At 62.0% G+C, this 18,631-nt stretch carries 18 protein-coding genes, 1 tRNA gene and 1 riboswitch; of the genes, 12 read left to right on the forward strand and 7 right to left on the reverse strand.

Annotated elements, in window-relative coordinates; genetic code table 11:
* The first annotated feature begins 346 nt into the window (after positions 1 to 346).
* The 5 genes from ILFOPFJJ_RS13250 (at position 347) to ILFOPFJJ_RS13270 (ending at position 6,945) form a co-directional block, all read left to right on the forward strand.
* Positions 347 to 2,143, forward strand: a complete 1,797-nt coding sequence (locus ILFOPFJJ_RS13250) for an acyl-CoA dehydrogenase C-terminal domain-containing protein (RefSeq protein WP_173510994.1) — start codon at positions 347 to 349, stop codon at positions 2,141 to 2,143.
* 154 nt (positions 2,144 to 2,297) lie between these two features.
* Positions 2,298 to 3,506 carry an acetyl-CoA C-acetyltransferase gene (locus ILFOPFJJ_RS13255; protein WP_173510995.1) on the forward strand — a complete coding sequence of 403 codons (1,209 nt, stop codon included), beginning with the start codon at positions 2,298 to 2,300 and terminating at the stop codon, positions 3,504 to 3,506.
* Between the two features lie 21 nt (positions 3,507 to 3,527).
* Entirely contained in the window at positions 3,528 to 5,741 is a 2,214-nt protein-coding gene (locus ILFOPFJJ_RS13260; RefSeq protein ID WP_173510996.1) for an FAD-dependent oxidoreductase, read from the forward strand.
* A gap of 190 nt (positions 5,742 to 5,931) precedes the next feature.
* Entirely contained in the window at positions 5,932 to 6,228 is a 297-nt protein-coding gene (locus ILFOPFJJ_RS13265; RefSeq protein ID WP_173510997.1) for a DUF6958 family protein, read from the forward strand.
* 135 nt (positions 6,229 to 6,363) lie between these two features.
* On the forward strand, positions 6,364 to 6,945 hold the full coding sequence (locus ILFOPFJJ_RS13270) for a LysE family translocator (RefSeq protein ID WP_173510998.1): 582 nt from the start codon (positions 6,364 to 6,366) through the stop codon (positions 6,943 to 6,945).
* Between the two features lie 24 nt (positions 6,946 to 6,969).
* Here the strand turns inward: ILFOPFJJ_RS13270 and ILFOPFJJ_RS13275 are convergent, their stop codons facing one another.
* Positions 6,970 to 7,443: an SRPBCC family protein gene (locus ILFOPFJJ_RS13275; RefSeq protein ID WP_173510999.1), complete on the reverse strand. Its 474-nt coding sequence runs from the start codon at positions 7,441 to 7,443 to the stop codon at positions 6,970 to 6,972.
* A gap of 288 nt (positions 7,444 to 7,731) precedes the next feature.
* Between ILFOPFJJ_RS13275 and ILFOPFJJ_RS13280 the strand changes: the two genes are divergently transcribed.
* The 5 genes from ILFOPFJJ_RS13280 to ILFOPFJJ_RS13300 all read left to right on the forward strand — a co-directional run bounded on the left by ILFOPFJJ_RS13280 (position 7,732) and on the right by ILFOPFJJ_RS13300 (position 11,354).
* Positions 7,732 to 8,247 carry a winged helix-turn-helix transcriptional regulator gene (locus tag ILFOPFJJ_RS13280; RefSeq protein ID WP_173511000.1) on the forward strand — a complete coding sequence of 172 codons (516 nt, stop codon included), beginning with the start codon at positions 7,732 to 7,734 and terminating at the stop codon, positions 8,245 to 8,247.
* A gap of 117 nt (positions 8,248 to 8,364) precedes the next feature.
* Positions 8,365 to 9,027 carry a S24 family peptidase gene (locus tag ILFOPFJJ_RS13285; protein ID WP_173511001.1) on the forward strand — a complete coding sequence of 221 codons (663 nt, stop codon included), beginning with the start codon at positions 8,365 to 8,367 and terminating at the stop codon, positions 9,025 to 9,027.
* Positions 9,028 to 9,040: 13 nt separating this feature from the next.
* Complete coding sequence (locus ILFOPFJJ_RS13290; protein WP_173511002.1) at positions 9,041 to 9,847, forward strand: thermonuclease family protein; 807 nt, start codon at positions 9,041 to 9,043, stop codon at positions 9,845 to 9,847.
* Positions 9,848 to 9,999: 152 nt separating this feature from the next.
* The gene (locus ILFOPFJJ_RS13295; RefSeq protein WP_173511003.1) at positions 10,000 to 10,410 is read left to right on the forward strand and encodes a tellurite resistance TerB family protein; all 411 of its coding nucleotides are present in this window, start codon (positions 10,000 to 10,002) and stop codon (positions 10,408 to 10,410) included.
* Positions 10,411 to 10,541: 131 nt separating this feature from the next.
* A complete protein-coding gene (locus tag ILFOPFJJ_RS13300; RefSeq protein WP_173511004.1) occupies positions 10,542 to 11,354 on the forward strand; it encodes a sterol desaturase family protein in 813 nt (270 codons plus the stop codon).
* 20 nt (positions 11,355 to 11,374) lie between these two features.
* Here ILFOPFJJ_RS13300 and ILFOPFJJ_RS13305 read toward each other — a convergent pair whose 3' ends face one another.
* The 3 genes from ILFOPFJJ_RS13305 to ILFOPFJJ_RS13315 form a co-directional block, all read right to left on the reverse strand.
* The gene (locus ILFOPFJJ_RS13305; RefSeq protein WP_173511005.1) at positions 11,375 to 12,226 is read right to left on the reverse strand and encodes a transporter substrate-binding domain-containing protein; all 852 of its coding nucleotides are present in this window, start codon (positions 12,224 to 12,226) and stop codon (positions 11,375 to 11,377) included.
* Positions 12,227 to 12,388: 162 nt separating this feature from the next.
* Positions 12,389 to 12,463, reverse strand: a tRNA-Gly gene (locus ILFOPFJJ_RS13310).
* A gap of 127 nt (positions 12,464 to 12,590) precedes the next feature.
* Positions 12,591 to 13,688, reverse strand: a complete 1,098-nt coding sequence (locus ILFOPFJJ_RS13315; RefSeq protein ID WP_173511006.1) for a 2'-deoxycytidine 5'-triphosphate deaminase — start codon at positions 13,686 to 13,688, stop codon at positions 12,591 to 12,593.
* A gap of 74 nt (positions 13,689 to 13,762) precedes the next feature.
* A riboswitch (SAM riboswitch) is annotated at positions 13,763 to 13,841 on the forward strand.
* A 44-nt stretch (positions 13,842 to 13,885) separates the two neighbouring features.
* Here ILFOPFJJ_RS13315 and ILFOPFJJ_RS13320 point away from each other — a divergent pair.
* Positions 13,886 to 15,070 (forward strand): O-succinylhomoserine sulfhydrylase, encoded by a 1,185-nt coding sequence (locus ILFOPFJJ_RS13320; protein WP_173511007.1) that lies wholly within the window; start codon positions 13,886 to 13,888, stop codon positions 15,068 to 15,070.
* A 103-nt stretch (positions 15,071 to 15,173) separates the two neighbouring features.
* Here ILFOPFJJ_RS13320 and ILFOPFJJ_RS13325 read toward each other — a convergent pair whose 3' ends face one another.
* A complete protein-coding gene (locus ILFOPFJJ_RS13325; protein WP_173511008.1) occupies positions 15,174 to 15,788 on the reverse strand; it encodes a CDP-alcohol phosphatidyltransferase family protein in 615 nt (204 codons plus the stop codon).
* Between the two features lie 109 nt (positions 15,789 to 15,897).
* On the opposite strand from ILFOPFJJ_RS13325, the gene apaG reads away from it, so the two are divergent.
* Positions 15,898 to 16,290 carry a Co2+/Mg2+ efflux facilitator ApaG/CorD gene (apaG, locus tag ILFOPFJJ_RS13330; RefSeq protein ID WP_173511009.1) on the forward strand — a complete coding sequence of 131 codons (393 nt, stop codon included), beginning with the start codon at positions 15,898 to 15,900 and terminating at the stop codon, positions 16,288 to 16,290.
* Positions 16,291 to 16,331: 41 nt separating this feature from the next.
* On the opposite strand, the gene ILFOPFJJ_RS13335 is transcribed toward apaG, so the two are convergent.
* Positions 16,332 to 17,330, reverse strand: a complete 999-nt coding sequence (locus tag ILFOPFJJ_RS13335) for an Hsp33 family molecular chaperone (protein ID WP_173511010.1) — start codon at positions 17,328 to 17,330, stop codon at positions 16,332 to 16,334.
* Between the two features lie 359 nt (positions 17,331 to 17,689).
* Entirely contained in the window at positions 17,690 to 18,607 is a 918-nt protein-coding gene (gene argF / locus ILFOPFJJ_RS13340; protein ID WP_173511011.1) for an ornithine carbamoyltransferase, read from the reverse strand.
* Positions 18,608 to 18,631 lie beyond the last annotated feature (24 nt).

Below are 18,631 nucleotides of genomic sequence, written 5' to 3' on the forward strand. Positions count from 1 at the left end.
ATCAAAGCAACAACAACGCGAGGACCGGACCCGTTGCAGCTTTGACCATCTCACCGCCCACAATTCATTAAACGTGGTAAATAAGCCGTTAATCGACCTGTGTTTTTTAACGATTTGTCGGGATCGCGGCCGCTGCGCCGGGGGTTGCTCCACGGATTCTCCACTCGCTGGAGCCGAGCCGCGAAACTTTTATACGCGTCCATTTTTGACGTTTACGCAAACGTCAAAGTTTTGTAGCATCCTGCCGAAGATGCGTGGCCGCAGCCAGCGGTGTACGCTCTAAAGCAATGGGAATCGGGCGGCGGCAACCCGGCGCGGGCCCGAAGGGAATAAAGGCGAGGAAAGAATGCCCATCTACAAGGCTCCGGTCGACGACACCCTGTTTATCCTCAACGACGTGCTCGGGATCGAGCGCTACCACAACCTGCCGGGCTTTGCGGATGCGAGCCCGGACACCGTGGCGGCGATCGTCGGCGAGGCCGCGAAGCTCGCGGAAGAGGTTCTCTTCCCGATCAATCTTTCCGGCGACCAGGAAGGCTGCAAGCGCCATGACGACGGCTCGGTCACGGTGCCGAAGGGTTTCAAGCAGGCCTTCGGCCTCTATCGCGAAGGTGGCTGGCTCGGCCTTGCGGCGCCGGAAGAATTCGGCGGCCAGGGCCTGCCCTATACGCTGCACACGGCCGTCGGCGAATTCATGTCCGCCGCAAACATGTCGCTGATGATGTATCCGGGCCTGACGCAGGGGGCGATCGCCGCCATCCTCGTGCATGGCTCCGAGGAACAGAAGCGGACCTATTTGCCGAAGATGGTCGACGGCACCTGGACCGGGACGATGAACCTGACGGAGCCGCATTGCGGCACCGACCTCGGGCTCTTGCGCACCAAGGCCGTGCCGAACGGCGACGGCTCCTACAGGATCTCCGGCCAGAAGATCTTCATTTCCGCCGGCGAACACGACATGGCTGAGAACATCATCCATCTGGTGCTGGCCCGCATCGAGGGAGCCCCGGAAGGCGTCAAGGGCATCTCGCTCTTCATCGTGCCGAAGTACAAGCTCGACGAACGCGGCGAACCCGGCGAGCGCAACGGCGTTTCCTGCGGCGCGATCGAACACAAGATGGGGATTCACGGCAATTCGACTTGTGTGATGAACTATGACGAGGCGACCGGCTACCTGATCGGCGCGGAGAACAAGGGCCTCAGCGCCATGTTCGTGATGATGAACGAGGCCCGCCTTGCCGTCGGCATGCAGGGGCTCGCGATCGCCGAAATTGCCTACCAGAATGCCGCCAACTACGCTCGCGAGCGCATCCAGGGCCGTTCGCTTTCCGGCCCGAAGGCACCGGACAAGAAGGCCGATCCGATCATCGTCCATCCGGATGTGCGCCGCACGCTGATGACAATCAAGGCCTTCAACGAGGCCGGCCGCGCCTTTACGCTCTGGACCGCGCTGAAATCCGACATCGCGCACCGCTCCGACAGCGAAGAGGAACGCCAGGCGGCAGACGATATTCTTGGCCTGATGACGCCGATCCTCAAGGGCGTCATGACCGACAAGGGCTTCGACCATGCGGTCATGGCGCAGCAGGTCTTTGGCGGCCATGGCTATATCGAAGAGCACGGCATGAGCCAGTATGTCCGCGACGCCCGCATCGCGATGATCTACGAGGGGGCCAACGGCATCCAGGCGCTCGACCTCGTCGGCCGGAAGTTGGCGATGAACGGCGGCCGCGCGGTCATGGCGCTCTTCCAGGAGATCGGCGACTTCTGCGAGGAGAACCGCAACGACGAGAAGCTGTCGGGCTATACCAAAGCGCTGAAGAAAGGGCTGAACGACCTGCAGGCGGCGACCATGTGGTTCATGCAGAACGCCATGGCGAAACCCGACAATGCGGGTGCCGGCTCGACCGATTACATGCACCTCTTCGGGCTCGTCGTGCTCGGCTACATGTGGGCGAGGATGGCCAAAACGGCTGAGGAGAAGCGTGCCGCTGGCGAAACCGCGCGCGCGGACTATCTGAACAACAAGCTGATCACAGCAAAGTTCTTCATGGAGCGGATCATGCCAGAAACGGCGCTCCGGAAAGCCCGCATAGAAACCGGCGCCGATACGCTGATGGCGTTGGACGCGGCTGCGTTCTGAGGCAGCTTGTGCAAGCGGCCTCCTCCCCCTTGTGGGGAGGGTTGCGCCGAGACTGCCGCAATGTTCCAGACGGGCCGCTGCGAGTGATTGCGAAGCGCCTTGCGCTTCTGATGACGTTAGAAGGCACCACGATGCCTAAATGGGAGATCAAGAGATGACGAAAGTCTTCGTTTACGACCACGTGCGCACGCCGCGCGGCCGTGGCAAGAAGGACGGATCGCTGCACGAGGTGCCCTCGGTTCGCCTCGCGGCCAAGACGCTGGAGGCGGTGCGAGACCGCAACGGACTTGATACATCGACCGTCGACGACATCATCATGGGCTGCGTCGATCCGGTGATGGATGCGGGCTCGGTCATCCCCAAGGCAGCCGCCTTCGAGGCAGGGTACTCCACGCGCGCGCCGGGCATGCAGATCTCCCGCTTCTGCGCCTCCGGCCTTGATGCCGTCAATTTCGGCGCGGCCAAAATTGCCCAGGGCGCGGACGATATCGTGATCGCCGGCGGCGTCGAATCCATGTCGCGCGTCGGTCTCGGCATGTCGGGCGGCTCCTGGTTCATGGACCCTTCCGTCAATCTGCCGGCCTATTTCATGCCCCAGGGCGTTTCCGCCGATCTCATCGCTACCAAATACGGTTTTTCGCGCGACGACGTCGATGCCTATGCGGTTGAAAGCCAGAAGCGCGCGGCCAATGCCTGGGAAAAGGGCTACTTCAAGAACTCGGTCATACCGGTCAAGGATCAGAACGGGCTCACCATTCTCGGCCGTGACGAGCACATGCGGCCCACTACCGACATGCAGGCGCTCGCCTCGCTCAACCCGTCCTTCCAGATGCCCGGCGAGATGGGCGGCTTCGAAGCCGTCGCCATCCAGGCGCATCCGGAGATCGAGAAGATCAACTATGTGCACCACGCCGGCAACTCCTCCGGCATCGTCGACGGCGCGGCCGCCGTTCTCCTCGGCTCCAAGGCCGGCGGCGAATCCATGGGTCTGAAGCCTCGCGCGCGCATCCGCGCCTTCGCCAATATCGGCTCCGACCCGGCGCTGATGCTGACCGGTCCGGTCGATGTGACCGAAAAGCTCCTGAAGCGCGCCGAGATGAAGCTCTCGGACATCGACCTCTTCGAGCTCAACGAGGCCTTTGCCGCCGTCGTGCTCCGCTATATGCAGGCCTTCGACATTCCGCACGACCAGATCAACGTCAATGGCGGCGCGATTGCCATGGGCCATCCGCTAGGCGCCACCGGCGCGATGATCCTCGGCACGGTGCTCGATGAACTGGAGCGCCGCGATCTCAACACCGCGCTCGTCACGCTCTGCATCGGCGCCGGCATGGGCACCGCCACCATCATCGAACGCGTCTGATCCGATCCTGGGAGAGAGAAAATGTCTTACACGAATTTCAAGATCGAAACCGACGCCGACGGCATCGCCCTCGTCACCTGGGACATGCCCGAGAAATCGATGAACGTCTTCACCCAGGAGGTGATGGAGGAACTGAACGCGATCGTCGACCAGACGACGGCGGATGCGGCCGTCAAGGGCGTCGTCTTCACCTCCGGAAAGTCGTCCTTCTCGGGTGGCGCCGATCTCTCGATGATCAAGTCGATGTTCACCTTTCAGGCGGAGGAAAAGAAAAAGGACCCGGCCAACGCCGCCCAGAAGCTCTTCGACCTCGTCGGCCGCATGACGGGCCTCTTCCGCAAGCTCGAGACTTCGGGCAAGCCATGGGTCTCGGCGATCAACGGCACCTGCATGGGCGGCGCTTTCGAGCTGTCGCTCGCCTGCCACGGCCGTGTCGCCTCCAATTCGAAAGCGGTCAAGATCGCGCTGCCCGAGGTCAAGGTCGGCATCTTCCCCGGCGCCGGCGGCACCCAGCGCGTGCCACGCCTCACCAATGCGCAGGACGCGCTGCAGATGATGACCACCGGCTCGTCGCTGACGGCTGCACGTGCCAAGGCGATGGGGCTTGTGCACGAAGTGGTCGATCCGGACAAGCTGATCGACGCCGCCAAGGCGATGATCAGGAACGGACTGAAGCCGGTTCAGCCCTGGGACGAAAAGGGCTTCAAGGTTCCAGGGGGCGGCATCTGGACGCCGGCTTCGGCCCAGCTCTGGCCGGCCGCATCAGGGATTCTTCGCCGCGAGACCTATGGCAACTATCCCGGTGCGATCGCCATCCTGAAATGTGTCTATGAAGGCCTGCAGGTGCCCTTCGACACGGCCTTGAAGATCGAACAGCGCTACTTCACCGAAATCCTGCAGACGACGGAAGCCTTCTCGATGATCCGGTCGCTGTTCATTTCGATGCAGGAGCTCGGCAAGGGTGCGCGTCGCCCCGCGGGCGTCCCGAAATCGGAATTCAAAAAGGTCGGCGTCGTCGGCGCCGGCTTCATGGGTGCTTCGATTGCTTATGTCACCGCCGCCGCCGGTATTCCGGTGACGCTCATCGACCGCGACATGGAAGCGGCCGAAAAGGGCAAAACGCATTCCGAGGGGCTGGTGAAGGATGCGATCGGCAAGGGCCGGCTGACAAAGGAAGAGGGCGAAGCGCTGCTTGCCCGCATCACGCCTTCGGCCGACTACGGCGATTTGAAGGACGCCGGCCTCGTCGTCGAGGCGGTCTTCGAGGACCGGCAGGTCAAGAAGGACGTGATCGAAAAGGTGGAAGCGGTGATCGCGCCGGATGCCATCTTCGCCTCCAACACCTCGACGCTGCCGATCACCGGCCTTGCCAAGAATTCGAAGCGACCGGACCAGTTCATCGGCATCCACTTCTTCTCGCCCGTTGAGAAGATGATGCTGACGGAGGTGATCCTCGGCAAGGAAACCGGTGACAGGGCACTCGCCACGGCACTCGATTATGTCGCCGCGATCAAGAAGACGCCGATCGTCGTCAACGACACGCGCGGCTTCTACGTCAACCGCTGCGTCTTCCGCTATATCCACGAAGCCTACGACATGCTGATCGAAGGCGTGCCGCCGGCGATGATCGAAAATGCGGCCAAGATGGCGGGCATGCCGGTCGGTCCGCTGTCGCTCAACGACGAAGTGGCGATCGACCTCAGCCAGAAGATCCTGAAGGCGACCGTCGCCGATCTCGGCGAGAAGGCCGTCGATCCGCGCCACATGGCGCTGATCAACAAGATGGTCGATGAGCTCGATCGCCGCGGCCGCAAGAACGGCAGGGGTTTCTACGAGTATCCGGCGAAGCCCGCCAAGAAGTACCTGTGGCCGGAACTGAAGACGCTCTATCCGCAGCAGGACGCCGACAGGATCAACGTCGAGGTGCTGAAGCAGCGCTTCCTCGCGACCATCGCGCTGGAAGCCGCCCGCACCATCGAGGAAGGCATCGTCACGGACCCGCGCGAGGCCGATGTCGGTTCCATCCTCGGCTTCGGTTTCGCCCCTTATACCGGCGGCACGCTCTCCTATATCGACGGTATGGGTGCGAAGGCTTTCGTCAAGCTGTGCGAGAAGCTTGCCAAGGATTACGGCGACCACTTCAAGCCGACGCCGCTGCTCAAGGAGATGGCGGATAAGGGCGAGACCTTCTACGGACGCTTCGATCCTTATGGAGAGTCAAAGAAGGCAGCGTAGGCCGCCTTTCCAGGCAAGAATCCGGGGGCCGTGCCGAAGGGTGCGGCCCTTTTTTTGCGAGATGCGCGCAGGCCCCTTCGTCGGTTGACCCCGGAATGGAGGAAATCATCTTGGCAAACGGCCGACCCGGCAATGTTCTGTCGGCTCGTGCCTGGCCCAATCGTCCTCTGCCATGACAGGAGGAGCTCCCATGGCCAAACCAAACAGGATCACCGTCGAGAACATCATCCGCCCCGGCAAGACTAATTCGGTTGACGCGGAAAGATACGCAGCAATGAAGGCCGCCCTGCTGACGGTCATCCCGGCCGAAGTGCCCGGCCTCACGCTTGCGGAAATCCGTGAGCGAATTTTCGCGCATCTATCGGAGGAGAAATTTCCAGGTGGCAAAGGGGTAAGCTGGTGGTCGAAGACCGTGCAACTTGACATGGAGGCGAAGGGTGTGATCGCGCGCGAAAAGACGAGTCCGATCCGGCTGCACAAGGTCTGACGAGAGTTTCCGGGCCCCGATCAGAACCGTGCGCGGGCAGAGATCGATTTGGCCGGCTGTTGACCATGATCAAGCCGCGCGGCTTGTCTTCCGGCTAAAAGGCAGCAATATCCAGGCAAGCCAGAACGGAACTTCATGCAGCCGCTTCAATTCACACTCGGCATCCTGCTCCTGCTCGCAACGCCGGGGCCGACAAACACGCTGCTTTGCCTTTCCGGCGCGGCGGCGGGGTTGCGCCGCTCCGCACCGCTGCTCCTTGCCGAGCTCAGCGGTTATCTCTGCGTCATCATGCCGGTTGCCGGCTTCGCCGCGCCGCTGCTCGCTGCGCATCCGCAAATAAGCCTCGCCCTGAAACTGAGCGCTGCCGGTTGGATCCTGTTCATGGCTCACACGCTCTGGGCAGCCCGCGGGCTTCAAACGGACGACCAGGCGATCTCGTTCAGGCAGGTGTTCGTGACCACGCTGCTGAACCCGAAAGCGCTGATCGTCGCTCTGGTGATGATGCCGCAGGTGGAGCTTGGCGCGATGATGCCTCGGGTAGCCGGATTCTCGCTGCTGGTCGTTTTCGCCGGTTCGGCTTGGATGCTCGCCGGCGCCACGCTCGGGCGGCTGTCGAAGACGCCGGCGGCGGCAGGACTGCCGCGCCGAGTGGCGGCTGTCTGCCTGATGATCTTCTCGTTCGGAATGGCGAGCAGTGCGCTTGCGTCCATGGCCTGATGGCGCAAGCTGCGTTTCTCAGGCTCAGGCTGCTTCAGCCGTCTCACCGAGTTCAGCGGCGAGAAAGCCGATCAACTGCTCCCAGCCTTCCCGGCGATATTCGACCTTGTCCAGCCCGTCGAGAAAGGCTGCCTGTTCGGTGAACACGACGCGCGTGCCCTTGCCCTCGGGCAGCAGGTCGACGGTGGCGATGGAGGCGGAAATCCGGCGATCGTCCTTCGCCATGGTGTAGGCCGAGATGATCCGTCTGTTTTCGACGATGTCGAGATAGACTGTCTCGTTGACATAGAAGGTCTTGCCGTCCTGACTGAAACGGCCGCTTTCACGGCCGCCGACCCGGAAGTCGTGCCGGTATTCCGCCACGGGCCAATTGTCCGCCTTGACGAACCATCGGTCGTGCGCCGCAGGATCGGCAAAGGCGCGAAAGACCCGCTCGGGCGGTGCCTTGAAGACGCGTTCGATGGTGAAGCTTGCATGCTCTGCGGATGGGCTGGTCATGATTTTTCTCCTCTTCGGTGGTCATACCCGGCGCTCCTCCACCGGGAAACTCTATCAGGACTAACGTCTTTGTTCGCCGCCTGGTGACTATGCCATCCGGCGTGCAACTGCTCTCAATTTGAAAGCAGTTGCACTTTAACTTCACTGGTGCGATAATGCAAGCGGTTTAGCCCGATGTGGAAAGCTGCAAGCGGTTTTTGCCAGCATCCCGCATCTCAACTTGCCAGAATCGTTCGCGTTCATGATCTTGGGTCAGTCGCAAAATCATCGTGAACCATAGGGACCAGCATGACAGACGACCATCGCTCGGCTTGCCCGATCAATCTCTCGCTCGAAGTCTTCGGTGACAAATGGAGCCTGCTGATCATCCGCGACATGATTTTCGGCGGTAAGCGGCATTTCCGCGAACTCTTGCGCTCGCAGGAGGGCATCTCTTCCAACATTCTCGCCGATCGGCTGAAGACGCTGGTGGAAATGGGCATGCTGACGAAGAGCGACGATCCCAGCCACAAGCAGAAGGCGATCTACAGCCTGACCGAGATGACGATCGCACTGGTGCCGATCATGGCGCATCTCGGAGCCTGGGGCCGGCGCTATCTGCCGGTCAGCGAGGAATTGAGCATCCGCGCCCAACTGATGGAGGAAGGCGGCCCGGAACTCTGGGAGCGGTTCATGGATGAACTGCGGGTCGAACATCTCGGCGCCTCACCTTCGGCTCCGGAGGGACCTACGGTGCGACAGACGCTGCAGGCGGCCTACGAGCAGGTCGTGGCCAGGAAGGCACGGGAGCGTGAGCTCGTGTGACCGCGGCCGACCCGAAAAGGACTATTTTCCTTCGCATTCTTTACGGCCATTACCTGCTTCGCTAATGTAGGGGCGGCAGAAGGAATGGCGGTCCCTCGCCCTTCCGGAGTGGATCGAATGCTTTCACACGACAGCATCTGGCGCGCCATCGACGCGCTGGCCGAACGTCATCGGCTGTCGCCGTCCGGCTTGGCGCGCCGTGCCGGCCTCGATCCCACTTCCTTCAACAAGTCGAAGCGCCAATCTGCCGATGGTCGGGACCGGTGGCCCTCGACGGAATCGATCTCGAAAATCCTGGAAGCGACCGGCTCATCCCTCGACCAGTTCATGGCCCTCATGCGCCCTGCAACGGAAAGCAGGGTGCCGGCGGACGAACGGGGGCAATCGGCGGCGGACATCCCGCTTATCGGTTTCGCCCAGGCTGGCGCCGGAGGTTTCTTCGACGACGGCGGCTTTCCGGTCGGCCACGGATGGGATGTTGTCGAATTTCCGACCGCGTTTGGCCGCCGCTCCGGTATCTACGCACTGGAGATCCAGGGCGACAGCATGCTGCCGCTCTATCGCGACGGCGATGTCCTGATTGTCGACCCGACCGCGCAAGTGCGGCGCGGCGATCGCGTCGTCGTCAAGACCTGCGAGGGCGAGGTGATGGCGAAGGTACTGTCTCGGCAGACGCCGCGCGGCATCGAACTCCTGTCGCTCAACCCGGACCACCCGAACCGCAATTTCGAAATGTCAGACGTGGAGTGGATCGCCCGGATCATCTGGGCCAGCCAATAGGATATTCTTCCTGATGCGGCAGCAGTTGTTCACCTTCGCCGGCGGGCTTGCCGCCCTCATGCTGTACGCCGGCATTCTCTGGGGCGGTGCCGCCGCGATCCGCAGCCAGGAACGCGCTATAGCGGATTTCCCCCTGGAAGCGCCGGATGTGGCAGCAGTCGAAGCCCCGGATCCGCCGGAAGATGTGCCCGCCGAAGTAAGTCCGACATTGCCCGAGCAGAAGGCCAAAAGCGGAAAGGTCGGCCGGCTCCCGGTACGGAAAATCGAGCCGCAGCTTTTCGCCTTGCCGGAGGACGGTATCGCGCAGCCGCTCGAGCGCATTGCACCGAGACCGCCGCTCTCCGAACCGAAAGAGAAGCCGGCGGCGGCCACAGTTGTCTTCCAACGCCCGGTCGCGCTTGCGGCCGGATTGATCCGGTCGGGCGACACGACCGTGCAGCTCAAGGATATCGAGCCGGAAAGCGCCGAAAAGACCTGCGAAGGCAACGGCCGAAGCTGGCCCTGCGGCATAGTCGCACGCACGGCCTTTCGCAATTACCTGAGAGCGCGCGCCCTCGTCTGCGATCAGCCCGAGGACCGTTCCGAGGGAACCGTTACCGCGGCCTGCAAGGTCGGAACCGAAAATCCGGCGGAATGGCTGGTCAGCAATGGCTGGGCGACGCCGCTGCCTGGCACCCCCCTCGAAGCCAAGGCAGAAGCCGCCCGAAGCGCCAAGCGCGGCTTCTATGGAGATGACCCGCGCGACCTGGGCCGTGCGCCGCTCGTCATCGATGACCCGACGGCGGGCATGGTCCCCGACGACGCGGTACCGGACTTGTAAGCCCGGCCCGAAACTCCTAGATCACTTCACTGTTTCATTGAAACGGTGAAACGATCTAACTCTTTGAAACTACGCAATTCCGGACGGAAAACCGTCGCACACTTCTCCTGGAATTGCTCTAGCTGCACTCGGTCACAGGAGTCCGGAAGACAATGCCGCCAAACCTCAGTCAGCACGAAGCCTTCATTTATGTCATGGTGATGATGTCGGCCGTCGACAGGAACATGGCCGACGATGAGTTCGCCGGCATCGGCAGGCTCGTCCAGTTCCTGCCCGCCTTCGACGGTTTCGACGAGCATCGACTGATCGAGATCGGCCGCGAATGCGCGAACCAGCTCTCCGCGCCGGAGGGCCTCGACGTCATTCTCGAAATGATCCGCGAAGCCTTACCGCAGCGTTTTTATGACACGGCCTATGCGCTCGCCGTCGAGCTTGCGGCCGCCGATCAGCGCATACGCAACGAGGAAATCCGGCTGTTGCAATTGCTGCGCGACCGGCTGGGCCTCGACAAGCTGACCTGCGCCGCAATCGAACGCGGCGCCATCGCGCGCTTCCGGAAATAACCGGCGACCGCGGCCATGGCAGCGTGTCTTGCGCCCTCCATTCTCGTAAGCTGAGACACAAGAATGCGGATGGAAGGCTGCCCGATGGTCGGCGCAAGTGGAGCGCAACCTCGTCGATGAGGTCCTGACAGATGCTGCTTTTCGGTATTGCGGAACCCCTGTGGCGGCTGGTCGCCTTTGGCGCCGCCTTCACCCTGCTCGCGCTTTTCGAACTTTCTCATCCGCGCCTCGAGCGACCGGAACTCATGAAAGCGCTGAAGGCCCGCCGTTGGGCGACGAATCTCTCGATCCTCCTTCTTTCTTCGCTGTTGCTGCGTGTAGCCTTTCCGGCTGCGGCCACAGGTGTTGCGCTATGGGCTGACGCACGCGGATACGGAGCGCTGCCCGCACTCGGCGTTCCGCCTCTCATTGCCGGTCTCATCGCCTTCGTGGCGCTGGATTTTGCTGTCTGGCTGGAGCATGTCGCGTCGCACAAGCTGCCGATCCTTTGGCGCATCCATCGCGTCCACCATGCCGATCCGGGCGTCGACCTGACGACGGCGCTCCGCTTCCATCCATTGGAAATTCTTCTCTCGATGGTCTGGAAGGCTGCGGTCATCATCGCGCTCGGCGCCCCCGCGTTATCCGTGCTGCTGTTCGAAATCGTCCTCAACGCCGGCGCCATGTTCAACCATGCCAATCTGCGCCTGCCCCATCGGGCCGACAGCATATTGCGGCGCTTCATCGTCACGCCCGATATGCATCGCATCCATCACTCCGTCGAGAGAATTGAAACGGATTCGAACTACGGCTTCAACTTTTCCATCTGGGACCGGCTGTTCTCGACCTATGTCGCGCAACCTGCGAGCGGCGGCGATGCGATCGAGACCGGCCTCAAGGCGTACGGACGCGAGGAGCCGACCAAGCTCGTCTGGTCGCTCATGCTGCCGTTCCGGCGTAATTAGGTTGAGACGGGCGGCTCTGCTCAGTAGATACCGTTCGGGAAATAGCGCAGATAAATCTCCTCGAGCCTGCCGTTGCGCGACAGCGCCAGCAGCGCGTGATCGATCGCCTGCGTCAAGGCCGGCTCGGCCTTGCGGTTCATGATCGTCAACCCTTCCCCCAGGAAGTGCTGCGAAAAATAGGCGCCGTCAAGCAAGGCGCAGCATCCGCCGGCAATGCTGCCCGAAACCCAGAACGAGAGTTGCATGCCATCGGAAAAGACCGCCGCAACCCCGCCTTGCTGCAACGCGGAGAGCATTGCGTTCCGGTCAGGAAAGGTCTTGGGCTCGATTTTCGGAAAGAAGGCCTTGAGCATCGCCTCATGCGTTGTACCGGACACGACACCGACGGGCTTGCTTTCAAGCTCGGCCGCGCTTGCCACGGGCTCTTCGGCCTTCGTGTTGACCGCAAAGCGGGCCGGCAACTGCATGAAAGCCCTGGAGAAGGCGAAACGCTGGCGCAGATCCGGGCTAACCGCAATGCCCGCCGCGACAGCCTCCCCCTGACCCTGCTCAAGCGCCGGGATGAGCTCAGCGTAGGTCACGGCCTGGATCTGGCACTTGTCTTCGATCAGCAGTTCCCGGCAGATTTCGCGCGCGAGGTCAACGTGGAAACCGGAAAGCTTGCCCGATTGGTCAATGAAGTTGAACGGCGGGAAATCGACCGTGGTCAGAAAGCGAAGCCGTGCAAGTCCGGTAAGGTCCGGCCGGGCGATACGTTCGCGGGCGTCGAAAAGCAGCGGTAGGTCCCGTGGCTGCGCAAGCACCGGTTTGACGACGAGCAGGGCGCAAAGCGCCAATGTTACGCAAATTCGTAGACTCAGAACACGCGTCATTGCGATCCGATTCTTGGAGCCGCGGCCCGGGAACACGCGGATTCGGTTTGATTTTTCGAAAGATTATCGAGATGTTGCCCGGCTGGCTACAGGAACCTCCACGAGACGGGCACGCGCCACGAAGGCGGTTCGATCGGTATTGTCGGAAAACCACAGGAAAAGTGGAGCGGGTGATCGGGATCGAACCGACGACATCAAGCTTGGGAAGCTGGCGTTCTACCACTGAACTACACCCGCGACAGAAGCGGAAATTTCATCAACGGCCGCGATCTGTCAAGCGCTTACAGCGCCGCGCGTCTTATCAGACGCGGATTGCCGCATGTTTTTCTTCAATCGGCCCTGTTCAACGGAACATGCCGTGGGCTCACTCGGCGCGAAAATGCTTGGAAAGCTTCAGGCCCTGCGCCTGATAGTTCGAGCCGAGGTCTAGACCATAGAGACCTTCCGGCCGCTCCATCATGTGCTCGTAGACGAGGCGACCGACGATCTGGCCATGCTCGAGAATGAACGGCACTTCGTGGCTGCGCACCTCGAGCACCGCCCGGCTGCCGCTGCCGCCGGCGGAAGCGTGGCCGAAGCCCGGATCGAAGAAGCCGGCATAGTGGACGCGGAATTCGCCGACGAGCGGATCGAAGGGCGTCATCTCGGCTGCGTAGAGCGGCGGCACGTGAACGGCTTCGCGAGAGACGAGAATATAGAATTCGTCCGGATCGAGGATCAGGTCGTCACGGCCTCGGCTGTAAAGCGGCTCCCAGAAGTCGAAGACCGGGTGCTCGGCCTTCTTGTCGACATCGACCACCGAGGTGTGGTGCTTGCCGCGGTAGCCGATCAGGCCGTCCGGGCCGGTGCCCTTGAGATCGATCGAGAGCGCAATGCCGCCGCCGGTGACATTGGGCCGCTCGCTGGCTACCAGCACGTCGCTTTCATGCAGCGCCTGCAACTCCTGTTCGGAGAGCATCGACTGGCCGACGCGGAAGCGGATCTGCGACAGGCGTGAACCGCGCCTGACGACGATCGGAAAGGTGCGTGGGCTGATTTCCAGATAGAGCGGGCCACTGTAGCCCGCCGGGATCTTGTCGAATTCCTGCGCCCTGTCGGTGATGACGCGGGTGAAGATATCGAGGCGGCCGGTCGAGCTCTTCGGATTGGCGGAGGCCGACATGTTCTCCGGCAGGGCGAGGCTCTCCATCAGCGGCACGATATAGACGCAGCCGGTTTCGAGCACTGCGCCCTCGCTGAGGTCGATGACATGCAGTTTCAGGCGGTCAAGCTTGTCGGCAACGAGATGGGCAGGACCGGGCATGAAGCTTGCCCTGACGCGAAATGCCCTGGCGCCGAGACGCAGGTCGAGACTCGCCGGCTGGATCTGGTCGTCATCCAGCGGTCTCTCGCTTTTCAAGCGCCTCGTGGCGAACAACGCGGCGATTGCGCGGTCGGCCAAAATTCCTGTCTCGCGAGCCATTCCGATCCTCACTCCAGTTGCCAGACAAAACCAAACTCCGGGAATTGACGCAAGCACGCCCACGCAGTATTGGAGCTTTATCCCGTGGTGATTTGGCCGGTCGGCTTGCAGCCACGTTAAACAAGTAGCTAAAAAGGCCGGGTGTCAAACCGGCCCGTTTTCGCGGCCGGTTTTTTTGTTTTGAAAGTGATTGTCGCATGAGCAAGACCTGGCGCCCGGCAACCCAACTCGTCCACGGAGGGACCCTCCGCTCGCAGTACGGCGAGACCTCCGAGGCGATCTTTCTGACACAGGGTTTCGTCTACGAAACCTCCGAAGCGGCGGAAGCCCGTTTCAAGGGCGAGACCGACGGCTTCATCTACGCACGCTACGGCAGTCCGACCAACGACATGTTCGAAAAGCGCATGTGCATGCTCGAAGGGGCCGAAGACGCCCGCGCCACCGCGTCGGGCATGGCGGCTGTTTCCGCGGCGATCCTCTGCCAGGTAAAAGCCGGCGACCATATCGTGGCCGCGCGCGCACTGTTCGGCTCCTGCCGGTGGGTCGTGGAAACGCTCGCCCCCAAATACGGCGTCGAGTGCACGCTGGTGGATGGCCGCGATCTCGCAAACTGGGAGAAGGCGGTTCGCCCCAACACCAAGGTCTTCTTCCTCGAAAGCCCGACCAACCCGACGCTCGAAGTGATCGACATCGCCGGCGTCGCGAAGCTTGCCGATCAAATCGGCGCCAAGCTGGTCGTCGACAACGTGTTCGCCACGCCCCTCTTCCAGAAGCCGCTGGAACTCGGCGCCCATGTGGTCGTCTACTCCGCCACCAAGCACATTGACGGCCAGGGCCGTTGCCTCGGCGGCGTCGTGCTTTCCAGCAAGGAATGGATCGACGAGAACCTGCACGACTATTTCCGCCATACCGGCCCTGCGATGTCGCCGTTCAATGCCTGGACCCTGCTCAAGGGCGTCGAGACGCTTCCTCTGCGTGTGAAGCAGCAGACCGAGAGCGCCCGCCGGCTTGCCGATTTCCTGGCAGAACAGCCGCAAGTCGCGCGCGTCATCTATCCCGGCCGCAAGGACCATCCGCAGGCGGACATCATCGCCAAGCAGATGAGCGGCGGTTCGACGCTGGTCGCCTTCGAACTCAAGGGCGGCAAGGACGCGGCCTTCGCTCTCCAGAACGCGTTGGAAATCACCCGCATTTCCAACAATCTCGGCGATTCCAAGAGCCTGATCACCCACCCGGCGACGACCACGCACAAGAACCTGACGGACGAGGCACGCGCCGAACTCGGCATCTCCGCCGGCACCGTGCGCTTCTCCGCCGGCATCGAGGACAGCGAGGATCTCATCGAGGATTTCGCCCGTGCTTTGAAAGGCGTGAAGGCCTGATCAAGCCGCATCCAACTCTTTGAAACGACGCAATTCCGGGCGGAAAACCGCTATGCACGCTTCCTGGAACTGCTCCGAACCGCCCGCGCGCACGGGCGGTTTTTTATCGCGGCTCGGGGAAACTGAGGCGGGCAAGAACGATGCGCGACACGGCCGTGTAAAGACAGACGATCGCGAACAAGGATGCGAGCAGCGGGAACCAGCCGGGAAACAGGCAGAAGGCCAGGAAGACGATAATGGTTTCGGTCGCCTCGGCGAGGCCGGTCGTGAAATAGAGCGACTTTGCCCCGCGCACGCTGGTCGTCATTGCTCGCTTCTCGGCGATGGTCGCATAGGCGAGAAAGGTCGATCCGTTGACATAAAAAGAGAAAAGCAGAAACGCGCCAGCAAGGCCGTTCACGACCGGATCCGCGACGATGAAGGCGAGCGGTATCGCGCCGTAGAACGCAAAGTCGAGGACGATATCGAGAAAGCCGCCGAAATCCGTGCTGCGGCTGGCGCGTGCGATCGCCCCGTCGAGACCGTCGCACAACCGGCTGAGCAGGATCATGACGGCGCCGGCGAGATAGAACCCATGTCCGATGAGGCCGGCCGCCAGCAGTCCGAGGCCGAGGCCGAAAATCGTGATAGCGTCGGCTTTTACGCCCCGCTTCACGAGAACGACGCCCAATCCGTCAAGGAGTGGATCAAGCCGCCTGCGCACCGCACCGTCCAGCATGGATTTCGGCTCCGTCTAATTTGAATGGGACTTGTGCAATCTTGCTGTTATTCTTGCCGAAACCATATTGCAGTAAAATACCCGAATAGATTTGGCATAGGGTGTGCACATGTATCGTGCCCTGACTCGCGACATCGAGGTCACGGTTGAACCGTATTATCTGGAAGAGCAGTCGGATCCGGACGATAGCCGCTATGTCTGGGGTTACCGCATCGTGATATCGAACCACTCCGACATCTCGGTTCGCCTGATGACTCGTTACTGGCACATTACCGACGAGAACGGCCAGGTGGACGAAGTGAGCGGCCCCGGCGTGATCGGCGAGCAGCCTCTGCTCAACCCCGGCGACACTTACGAATATTCCTCCGGTTGCCCACTGGATACCCCCTCCGGCGTCATGTTCGGCCACTACAGCATGGAGGCCGAAGACGGGGAGACATTCAATGTGGCGATCCCCGCCTTCTCGCTCGATTCACCCGGGCTCGTGCGCACCCTCAACTGAGAGTGCGGCCCCGGTAGCCAAAACGCATCAGCTAAGGCACATCACTGGGGACGCACCTCGCTCGCCTCGAAACGATAGGTGGTGGAGCAGAACTCGCACGTCACCTTGATCACGCCGTCTTCGATGCTGCTTTCGATGTCATCGCTGTCGAGCCCCGCCAACACCCCGCGGATCTTCTCGCGCGAGCAGCTGCAGCGATCATAGACCGCTTGCGGCTGATAGACACGGACCCCGCGTTCGTGGAACAGCCGATAGAGCAGCCTTTCCGTTCCGACGGTCGGGTCGGTCAGCTCGTCGGTGTCGATCGTCTCGACCATCACCTTCGCCTCCGACCAGAGATCATCTTCCTCAAAGAGGTGGAACGTCTCCTCCCCCTCGTCGCCGTCGCCGCCCGGAAGGTCCGGCTGGCGCATGCGTTCGGGGGCGTCCGGCAGGAACTGGGCGACCATGCCGCCGGCGCGCCAGCGGTGCCGCGGCTTGCCGTTTTCGTCGCGATCGAGAAGCTCGGCGACACCAAGACGCACCTTGGTCGGGATCTGCTCCGACTGGCGGAAATAGACACCGGCGATTTCCTCGAGCGTTGCACCGTCGAGTTCGACAATACCCTGGTAGCGCTGCATGTGGGCGCCCTGGTCGATGGTGAAGGCAAGAACGCCCCTGCCAAGGAGTTCGTGGGGCTGCGTGCGCCCCCCCTCCTCCGCGGCGGCCAGGGCCTCCTGGCTGTAACGGGCGTAGGCCCGGACCCGGTCCGGCGTGGAAAAGTCCGCCACGACGAGATCGACCGGACCGTCGCCCTGAGTCTGAACGATCAGCTTGCCCTCGAACTTCAGCGACGTGCCGAGCAGTACCGTCAGCACCACCGTCTCTGCGACCAGCCGCGCCACCGGCAGCGGATAACTGTGCCGCTCCAGGATGGCATCGAGCATAGGGCCGAGCTGCACGGCGCGCCCGCGCACGTCGAGCCCCTCGACCTGGAAGGGCACGACATGGTCGTCGCCGGCAAAATCGAACTCGCCAAGCCCCCGCGCTGTTTCTGTCATATCTTGCTCCTTGCATGGCGGGCGAGGTGCGTGGGGACATAGATACCCCGGCGCAGCCTGCCCGTTATTTCATTTGACCCTGTCGCGATCGGATTTGTCCAGAAGGCACGTGCATTCCGACGGTGCGCGGCACGCGCTCACAATGCACAATGACTGATTGGCGGCCACTATCCGGCAGCATGACCGGAGCCGGCCTCATGCCGCGTAAATTGTGTTTCAGCGCGGAAAATTCAATAGGCACCCCGGTTCCACAGGCTTCCGGTCTCCGACGGTCCCGAACCGGCCATTCCAGGACCACCCCAAACGACCGGGTCTTCGGATCAGGGCGGAATGCCGTCAAAAGACGGGTACCGCGCTCGTCAGACGACGCCCATGCACCAGGCAAGGATCGATTTCTGTGCATGCAACCGGTTCTCCGCCTCGTCGAAAACAACCGATTGTGGGCCGTCGATGACCTCGTCCGTCACCTCTTCGCCACGGTGCGCCGGCAGGCAGTGCATGAACAGTGCGTCCGGCGCGGCGTGCTTCATCAATGCCCCATTGACCTGGTAGGGCTGGAAAACATTGTGGCCGCGGGCGCGGTGCTCCTGGTTCATCGATACCCAGGTGTCGGTGACGACGCAATTGGCTCCCGCGACGGCCTCCTCGGCCTCATGGCAAAGCAGGATCTCACCGCCATTGCTGCGCGCCCAGTTGAGGAACTTGTCCTGCGGCTCGGAACCGAGCGGCACCGCCATGTTCATGCGATATCCGAAACGCGCCGAGCCTTCGACCAGCGAATGGAGCACGTTGTTGCCATCGCCCGCCCAGGCGATCGTCTTGCCCTTGACGGGCCCGCGATGCTCCTCGAACGTCATGATATCTGCCATGATCTGGCAGGGATGCGTATCATCGGTCAATCCATTGATGACCGGCACCGTAGCGTGTTCGGCAAGTTCCAACAGCCGGCGATGATTTGTCGTGCGGATCATGATGGCGTCGACATAGCGCGAAAGAACCTTTGCCGTATCGCCGATCGTTTCGGCCCGGCCAAGCTGCATTTCGGTTCCGGAAAGAAACAGCGTCTCGCCACCGAGCTGGCGCATGCCGACGTCAAAGGAGATGCGCGTGCGGGTGGAGGGCTTCTCGAAAATCATCGCGAGCACCTTGCCGGCAAGCGGCCGTTCAGCGGTGCCCGCTTTGGTCGCCGTCTTGCGAACGCGGGCGTCGTCAATGATCGTCCTCAAGTCGGCAGCCGTCATCGCCGAAAGATCGAGAAAGTGTCTGGTACCGGTCATCACTCAAAATTCCTGTCGTGAAAG

It is taken from the genome of Sinorhizobium psoraleae (assembly GCF_013283645.1).
GTDB classification, from domain to species: domain Bacteria; phylum Pseudomonadota; class Alphaproteobacteria; order Rhizobiales; family Rhizobiaceae; genus Sinorhizobium; species Sinorhizobium psoraleae.

What these genes read in the sequence shown, in the direction of transcription:
- ILFOPFJJ_RS13250 (WP_173510994.1), top strand. Translation starts at nt 347, where the DNA reads ATGCCCATCTACAAGGCTCCGGTCGACGACACCCTGTTTATCCTCAAC.
- ILFOPFJJ_RS13255 (WP_173510995.1), top strand. Translation starts at nt 2,298, where the DNA reads ATGACGAAAGTCTTCGTTTACGACCACGTGCGCACGCCGCGCGGCCGT.
- ILFOPFJJ_RS13260 (WP_173510996.1), top strand. Translation starts at nt 3,528, where the DNA reads ATGTCTTACACGAATTTCAAGATCGAAACCGACGCCGACGGCATCGCC.
- ILFOPFJJ_RS13265 (WP_173510997.1), top strand. Translation starts at nt 5,932, where the DNA reads ATGGCCAAACCAAACAGGATCACCGTCGAGAACATCATCCGCCCCGGC.
- ILFOPFJJ_RS13270 (WP_173510998.1), top strand. Translation starts at nt 6,364, where the DNA reads ATGCAGCCGCTTCAATTCACACTCGGCATCCTGCTCCTGCTCGCAACG.
- ILFOPFJJ_RS13275 (WP_173510999.1), bottom strand. Translation starts at nt 7,443, where the DNA reads ATGACCAGCCCATCCGCAGAGCATGCAAGCTTCACCATCGAACGCGTC.
- ILFOPFJJ_RS13280 (WP_173511000.1), top strand. Translation starts at nt 7,732, where the DNA reads ATGACAGACGACCATCGCTCGGCTTGCCCGATCAATCTCTCGCTCGAA.
- ILFOPFJJ_RS13285 (WP_173511001.1), top strand. Translation starts at nt 8,365, where the DNA reads ATGCTTTCACACGACAGCATCTGGCGCGCCATCGACGCGCTGGCCGAA.
- ILFOPFJJ_RS13290 (WP_173511002.1), top strand. Translation starts at nt 9,041, where the DNA reads ATGCGGCAGCAGTTGTTCACCTTCGCCGGCGGGCTTGCCGCCCTCATG.
- ILFOPFJJ_RS13295 (WP_173511003.1), top strand. Translation starts at nt 10,000, where the DNA reads ATGCCGCCAAACCTCAGTCAGCACGAAGCCTTCATTTATGTCATGGTG.
- ILFOPFJJ_RS13300 (WP_173511004.1), top strand. Translation starts at nt 10,542, where the DNA reads ATGCTGCTTTTCGGTATTGCGGAACCCCTGTGGCGGCTGGTCGCCTTT.
- ILFOPFJJ_RS13305 (WP_173511005.1), bottom strand. Translation starts at nt 12,226, where the DNA reads ATGACGCGTGTTCTGAGTCTACGAATTTGCGTAACATTGGCGCTTTGC.
- ILFOPFJJ_RS13315 (WP_173511006.1), bottom strand. Translation starts at nt 13,688, where the DNA reads ATGGCTCGCGAGACAGGAATTTTGGCCGACCGCGCAATCGCCGCGTTG.
- ILFOPFJJ_RS13320 (WP_173511007.1), top strand. Translation starts at nt 13,886, where the DNA reads ATGAGCAAGACCTGGCGCCCGGCAACCCAACTCGTCCACGGAGGGACC.
- ILFOPFJJ_RS13325 (WP_173511008.1), bottom strand. Translation starts at nt 15,788, where the DNA reads ATGCTGGACGGTGCGGTGCGCAGGCGGCTTGATCCACTCCTTGACGGA.
- apaG (WP_173511009.1), top strand. Translation starts at nt 15,898, where the DNA reads ATGTATCGTGCCCTGACTCGCGACATCGAGGTCACGGTTGAACCGTAT.
- ILFOPFJJ_RS13335 (WP_173511010.1), bottom strand. Translation starts at nt 17,330, where the DNA reads ATGACAGAAACAGCGCGGGGGCTTGGCGAGTTCGATTTTGCCGGCGAC.
- argF (WP_173511011.1), bottom strand. Translation starts at nt 18,607, where the DNA reads ATGACCGGTACCAGACACTTTCTCGATCTTTCGGCGATGACGGCTGCC.